The organism is Gilliamella sp. CG25, from assembly GCF_046635705.1.
Classification (GTDB): domain Bacteria; phylum Pseudomonadota; class Gammaproteobacteria; order Enterobacterales; family Orbaceae; genus Gilliamella; species Gilliamella apicola_I.
The window spans coordinates 201275-208256 of sequence record NZ_JBIDFJ010000004.1; the positions used below are offsets into that span (position 1 = coordinate 201275).

A 6982-nucleotide genomic window follows, 5' to 3' on the forward strand; every position below is an offset into this window, starting at 1 on the left:
ACACTTAGTAAATAATTTACTTACTTTTAAATATTATTTATGTTATTAAAACATAAATTTTGTTTATCAATTTTATAATGCATTTTATTGACTAAATTTATGCGATAACTATAATCCTCCAGTGATAAAGTATATATATCACCCGTTAAATCAATGTAATAATAGTCAGTTTGATAATAGAAACTAAAATCAGGATTATAAGAATAACCCGCTAATGTAATGGTATCTCTGATTTCTTGCTTATACACCAGTGATAAATTAACTTCATAAACATTATAATTATTCCAATAATTCCAATGGGTAGATTTATTATTTATTGTTTTGTAATGCTTTCTTTGCATCACCAGTTCTAAATCACCATCATGGTATATAACTGTTTTTTTATCTAGCAAGTCATACAATTTGTTAAAACTAAATTTTGTTGTATATAAAGGACAACGTGTCAAATCTAATTTGCGTTGTTCATTATCGAATATTTCCCAAAATCTTTCATCTTTAGTACAACTAGCAATTAATTCTTCAGTATTAATATTTTTGACAAATGGCGCACCAGTATATTTTTCATCAATAACAAAAGAATGACCATAACAAAATAAGGTATTTATCAATAATAATACCCCTAAATAATATTTAATTTTCATTAAATCTTTCCTTATTTAATTTTCTTGATACATTTCATCAACAACCGTTTCTTTAACTTTTCTAAATACCCCTGTATCACTCATTTGATATCCCGATTTTTTGATTATATGAATGTCACCATTTTTGTATCTTTCATCATCAATCAATATTTGTTCCATTTGATTTACTATTATGTTGCCATTTGCTTCGATTTTAAAGTCGCTCCACCATAGCGCTTCACCTTCAGCACTCAGCCGTTCATCTAGCTTAATAGCATCTATAAAATTACCTTTAACATCGTAGCTGTTTAATTGGAAAATAAATATCGGCGTATCATTATCGCCATATTCTATATAGATAATGCCTTTATATATAATTTTTTTATAAATAAAATAAATGGCAGGAAAATAAAAACTAGGTTTCCAATCAAATCTTGTTATCTTAGGTTTATACGCATATTCTTCCACCGAAAATCGATAAGGTAATTTATCATCAGGTGAAATAAATAAAATGTCATCTTTCCAATAGTAATATTTAGCTGCTTGCTTGGATGTGAACGGTAGATCTATTTTTTGAAAATGTAACAAATCATGATCAATCTTATCATTAGCCATAACCAAACTAAATTGCTCAAATATCAATAAATAAATAATAAAGGGATAGATTAGATATTTCATTTTTTAATTTCCTTTATTTTATCCATATCATAATACTGGACATGTAAATGATGATCCTTTGTATCCTTTTTTATATGGTTGGGAAAATTCTATTTCCCATTTAATGTATAACTTTAACCTAACATATCTTCTAACCTTTGCAAGGTATAAAAATACAAGTTATTTTTATACCTTCACATAAAATTCCAAGATACACATTTATTATTTTCATGAGCTTCATTTGTCGCATCTACTAAAGTTGACAAATCTTCTTTAGCCTTTTTTAAAAACAAAGGATCAAGTGAAATAGCAGAAATAATCTTTTTATTTTTAATAAAATATTTACTTTCAACAATAAAAACAGTTTCAGATTTCAAATTTTCATCATGAAAATCTATTGGTAAATTGTAGTATTCGGTGTTTGATTTTACTTCAAGTTTATCTTTCACTTTTATGACCATAATTTTTGAACGGTATGTCTCACCATAAATTCCTAGTTCAAGTTGATCTTTTTTACAATTTAACACAGATCCTTCTGTCGAATGTAAGGATTCAAGCGTCATCTCTTCTGCTTTTAAAGCGAATGATAGTAATAAAATATTAAGACTAATTAAATATAATATACCCTTCATCATCTAATTCTCCTTCATTATGTTTTTTTAATAATTCTGAGGCTTTATAACCAAAAGTAATTTCAAAATGAGGATAATCTTTTTGCTTTTTCCAATCGCCTCCCCACGAAAAACCATTTCTTATACCGACAGGAGATATCCTTTTTAAAACGCTTTCGTCCCAGTTAACTTTGTTATTTTTCATTTCTATAACATCTATTGCTAGTCCATAGTTATGATAACTATATCCCCCTCTAACCCAAGTCACTATATTACCTGATGTAGTTCTACCTTGCTCATAAAGCCTATTTTGTTCTTCAATAGTTCTAAGCCCAGTTGTAACTCTTAGCTGTATACCAAATTCTTTTTCAACTTCATTGATAAAATTCACTGCTTTTTGACGAATTTGTGGATGTAATAACATTATTCTAGAGTTTGTTACTTTGTCCCATGTTTCAGTTTTTTTCACTTCGATATCAAAATAATTCACCATTGCCATGGGGTGAATAAACCACGCTCTACCCTTTTGACATAAGGTGGCAGGTGTTGATGAAGTTTGGGTTTGTTTAGTTGACGGGGCTGCTGTTTTACTGTTTTCAGTGGTCGCATCACTTTGTTGTGTCTGCTGCTTTTGCTTAGCTAAACCTTTGGCTACATCATCCCACCAGAGCATTTTTGTCGCTTTTTCTTTGGTTTTCTCCCATAATTTATACTTCTCTTCTAACTCATTTATTTTACCCAATAATTTAAGTTGCTCTTGTGTTAATTTCTTGTCGGGTGCATCTTCATAACCATCTGGAAAACGTTGATAATCTCTTCTTTGTTGTTCTAATCTCTAAGAACGAACAATTGACTTTCTTCACATCTTAGTATTACTTAATGCTCCAACTGCATGAAAAAATTTTTTCAACAAGAGCTTTTTCAATTTATATCCATAAATTGAATTGTTCATACTTTAATATCATCACGATTTTTAACATCTAATAGTTAATTTGTAGCCCCCCAATAATGTTAATCATTTTTCTAAAAGCTCAAACTTTTCATTTATGAAATTATAATATCTTCTTCTATATCCTTCGTTAGCTTCATTTTCATCAGGATCCGCTATTATTCCAGAAATAATAATTAAACTACTATTTAAGTGATACTCTATAGAAAACCCATTTTCTCCATTTTCATCTTCTATTAAATAAGCATTAGGAAGTCCAATAACTTTGTTAGAGAGTAAGTTTCGAATCTCTCCACAAATTGCACCACCACCACACCCATAAACCTTAATCAAATAATGATATGCAAAGTTTGCATTTTTAATTTTTGTTTTAGTTTTAATAGCGAAATCGTTAAAATCTAATTTGATAAGTTCTTTACTTTGAGCTTGAGCTATTAAGGAATAATTAATTGCAAATATTATGAAACACAGAAGAGCAAACTTTAACCTTTTCATATTTACCTCCAATTTCCATTTTTCGATTCTTTTAAGGCTTCAACCATTTGATCTGGTAATATATGGGCAGAATTTAGCCCATCTCCTTGATAATATGATGAACCTTCAAAAACAGCTATTCTTCCCTTACTTATTGTTTTCCCTTTACGTACTCCTGCTGATGCAAATTCTTTAGCCCAATCATAAATAGCATCTTCAGCATCACCATCCTGTTCTAAATATTTTATTATGTTCTTCCTTTTAATTTTTATCAAAACAGCCTATTTAATTGAAACTATTTAAAATCATTGGTTCAATAGTACTTGGATTACATTCAAACTTCTTAAAGTGCATCTCTTTTCTTTTAATTCTCACACCTTCTTTTCCTGGGTTTGTATCCACCAAATAATCAGTATCTTTATTGGTAAAGGTTATTACAGATTTTTTCTTGTCTTTATCATCAATTATTTTTACTAATTGCAATTCTAATTTTGACTGGCTACCAAACCTATAGAATAACTTAGAATTAATATAATCATAACATAACGATAATTGAGTATTGTTAACTTCACATCCAAATGCATTTTTTTCATTTTTATCTTTATTACAAAGTGTAGTATTTTTAAAAAATACATTTTGACTATAAATATTAATGATATCTTGATGCTGCATTAAATTTAATTTTTTATAAAACTGCTTTATCCAATCTTTTGAAATGTTTTTTTCCAAAAATGAATTAAATAACAGCAATAAAAAATAATCAGGATAAGACAATTGAGTATTATCTATAAAATAATGCTTTATTTTTTCTGAGAAAATAGAGCTCATAATGTCTAGTTTGTCATTAATATTCTGTATAGAATAACTAACAACTTGTCCTTGAGAATAATCTAGATTAATTTCGCCAAGTATGATTAATTTTTTATTTAAACTAGCTAAATAAGTTATTTTAGCTGGGCTTTCCATTCCACCAAATTTATCAAAAATAGAAATTACACCTAAATTTGAAGTTTCAATTGATGGATTACCTCCTCCGTTGTAAATATAACTATTAATTGTTCCATCTATATTTAAATTAAAATTAATTTGTGAGATTTTGTCTTCTTCAGGATTACTCAAACGACAATAAATATATTTTCCTTCAAAATTATTGCCATTAATAAATTGACCTTTAATAACATTTAATTTACTTTCCTTACATATTTGCGCAAATATCGGAAAATTAAAAAAAAGCAATATTGTAAAAATATAAATTTTTTTCATTGTTTACCTGTTAAAATATTTTTCTCCAATCCTTCATATAGTTATTGAGAAATTTTTATCAAAATTTGACAATAAAGCTTTTGTATATTTAGGTGATGTAATAAATCTTGTTTTCTTATTACTTCAGGATAAAAGTTTTATTTTCACAATTTAATTTATACATTAGCAATAACAAAATATTTTATTAATAAATTTATTTACCAAATAGTAAATGAATCCCCTTTAATCCATTTAATTATTTTACCGTTCTGTTTACTGCTATAACTTACCTTAAACCATACTCTCAAATGTTGTTCATCAGCCCAAATTACATCCAAAATTTTTACCATATCGTTTTTTATTATATAAATATCTGTTGAATCGTTATCATTGGGTTCATTATAAAGATTTATTTTTTCTTGCTGAATATAAGATTTGATATTGGGTTCTACATTAGATTTATTTAATAATTCTAATAATGCCTTTTTATCATAAAAAGTTTTTTTTCCTTTTGCATCAAAAACATCTAATCCAATAATTCCATCAGTTTTTGCCTCCCCTATTCGTTGGTAAATTTTTGATTCTTTAAAACAGTATTCTTTTTCTTTATTTACCATTATTACTTTGAATTTATTCAAAAAATAATCATTAAGTGATGAATATCGTCGATAAAAACTGATATCATCTATTTTACCAATAAAAGCATCAAATTCTTTATCAGTTAAATATTCATTAGTTTCTGGATAGTAGATATTATCGTATATACTGTATAAATAAAAATCTGGAAATAGATTTAAAATTGCATCTTCACCAAATCCATTTTGGATGATTTGTTTATCACCACAATACGAATAATTGGCTACCATAAAATTTTTTAATTGTTGACTTATATACATACATTGAACCATTAAATCATTATTTTTAACAATAATAGGTATATGTGCTTCAATAGATTCAGCTGCTGGCATAAAGTAATACAATGCAGGCTGATTATTCCATGCTTCGAATGCAATATTCAGCATTCCGCGTATTCCAATAACATTTTTATATAATTTATTAGTATTTTTTGCCTGTACTTCTAATATGGCTTTTTTTTCAAAAACTTCTTCCTCATCATTTTCATCTTCACAAAAATAAGAAGTGAATTTATAAACTTTTGAATCAATACTAAATTGTTTATTTTCTTGAGATGATTTAATTTTACAAGGTCGCTTTGCGTAGCTAAAACTACTGATTATCATTAATAATATCAATATTATGATTTTTTTCACTCTAGAATTCCTCAGTTAAATTTGATGTTTGTCGAAGAATTGATTCAAACAAGTTCGCAAAAGAAGCTATGCTATCAGCACTATCACTCCCATTAATTACTTTTCTTGCAGTTTTGTAATCGATATGATTTTTATAGATATACTTAGGTAATTTACCACCTGTAAAAACCCCTTTCATCATTCCCCAAATCATAATTGGTACAGCAAAGTCAAGTTCTGCAGCTTTATCTGGATCGGTTATAAAATCAACACCCAAATAATTACTAGCCTTTTTATAGTTATTTTTCCAAGTTAAATGGACTAACCCCCGCCCTCGATATCTATAACCATCTCCTTCGACTATATTTCCATTGTCCTTAGCCTTTTTTCGTAAAGCTTCAGTGCTTGCTAATACAGGGTCATATTTATTAAAATATTCTTTTCCTAATCCACCGGAACGTTCTTCCAATGCACAGAAAAAATCATTTCCCCAGGTAGCTTCCCAACGAGCTGTTGCTAACATATAAGATACATAGTAAATGTTCGGTTTGAAGTCATCATTTTTTTTATAAAATAGATTTATTCTTTCAATAATTCCACGAAGAGTATCTTTAGATTTCTGATTAAAGTTCGGAACAATATCTTTCTCGTTTTTCTTAAATTTTTTATGTTCGCTTTCATACTTAGTAAGGAAAACTTCAACATTTATCAAACTTTTCCATGAAACAAAATTATATAATGTAAGCGGATTCACAAACCACGCTCTACCCTTTTGACATAAGGTGGCTGGCGTTGATGAAGTTTGGGTTTGTTTTGTTGAGGGGGCTGCTGTTTTACTGTTTTCAGTGGTCGCTTCACTTTGTTGTGTCTGCTGCTTTTGCTTAGCTAAACCTTTGGCTACATCATCCCACCAAAGCATTTTTGTCGCTTTTTCTTTGCTTTTTTCCCATAATTTATACTTCTCTTCTAACTCATTTATTTTACCCAATAATTTAAGTTGCTCTTGTGTTAATTTCTTGTCGGGTGCATCTTCATAACCATCTGGAAAACGTTGATAATCTCTTTTTTGTTGTTCTAAGCCTTGTTTTATTGATTCTTGTTTGCTTGCGTCCATCTTACTAACATATGCATCACGTTTTGCTTCATCACCGTCTTTTATATAACCCAAATAGTTTTCCG

General features: G+C 28.3%; 8 protein-coding genes and 1 pseudogene. All 9 read right to left on the reverse strand.

Translation table 11 applies throughout. The features are described 5' to 3' along the window. Positions 1-26: 26 nt before the first annotated feature. Positions 27-641 (reverse strand): hypothetical protein, encoded by a 615-nt coding sequence (locus ACGH6P_RS05100; protein WP_267351220.1) that lies wholly within the window; start codon positions 639-641, stop codon positions 27-29. Between the two features lie 15 nt (positions 642-656). Continuing rightward, on the reverse strand, positions 657-1298 hold the full coding sequence (locus ACGH6P_RS05105) for a hypothetical protein (RefSeq protein WP_411596880.1): 642 nt from the start codon (positions 1296-1298) through the stop codon (positions 657-659). A gap of 173 nt (positions 1299-1471) precedes the next feature. Further along, a complete protein-coding gene (locus tag ACGH6P_RS05110) occupies positions 1472-1912 on the reverse strand; it encodes a hypothetical protein (RefSeq protein WP_411596881.1) in 441 nt (146 codons plus the stop codon). Next, positions 1884-2630, reverse strand: coding sequence for a M15 family metallopeptidase (locus ACGH6P_RS05115; RefSeq protein ID WP_411596882.1), 747 nt, complete (start codon positions 2628-2630; stop codon positions 1884-1886). Before ACGH6P_RS05115 ends, ACGH6P_RS05110 begins: the two co-directional genes overlap by 29 nt. 273 nt (positions 2631-2903) lie before the next feature. Next, positions 2904-3332: a hypothetical protein gene (locus tag ACGH6P_RS05120; protein WP_267360112.1), complete on the reverse strand. Its 429-nt coding sequence runs from the start codon at positions 3330-3332 to the stop codon at positions 2904-2906. Between the two features lie 2 nt (positions 3333-3334). Then, on the reverse strand, positions 3335-3586 hold the full coding sequence (locus ACGH6P_RS05125; RefSeq protein ID WP_267360111.1) for a hypothetical protein: 252 nt from the start codon (positions 3584-3586) through the stop codon (positions 3335-3337). Between the two features lie 10 nt (positions 3587-3596). Further along, positions 3597-4574 (reverse strand): hypothetical protein, encoded by a 978-nt coding sequence (locus ACGH6P_RS05130; RefSeq protein WP_267360110.1) that lies wholly within the window; start codon positions 4572-4574, stop codon positions 3597-3599. Positions 4575-4771: 197 nt separating this feature from the next. Further along, entirely contained in the window at positions 4772-5824 is a 1053-nt protein-coding gene (locus ACGH6P_RS05135) for a hypothetical protein (protein WP_411596883.1), read from the reverse strand. A gap of 1 nt (position 5825) precedes the next feature. Further along, positions 5826-6982 (reverse strand): annotated as a pseudogene (locus ACGH6P_RS05140) (hypothetical protein); the annotation flags it as partial.

Bases quoted from the DNA above. Each gene is read 5' to 3' on its own strand.
- ACGH6P_RS05100 (WP_267351220.1), bottom strand. From the start codon at position 641: ATGAAAATTAAATATTATTTAGGGGTATTATTATTGATAAATACCTTA.
- ACGH6P_RS05105 (WP_411596880.1), bottom strand. From the start codon at position 1,298: ATGAAATATCTAATCTATCCCTTTATTATTTATTTATTGATATTTGAG.
- ACGH6P_RS05110 (WP_411596881.1), bottom strand. From the start codon at position 1,912: ATGATGAAGGGTATATTATATTTAATTAGTCTTAATATTTTATTACTA.
- ACGH6P_RS05120 (WP_267360112.1), bottom strand. From the start codon at position 3,332: ATGAAAAGGTTAAAGTTTGCTCTTCTGTGTTTCATAATATTTGCAATT.
- ACGH6P_RS05130 (WP_267360110.1), bottom strand. From the start codon at position 4,574: ATGAAAAAAATTTATATTTTTACAATATTGCTTTTTTTTAATTTTCCG.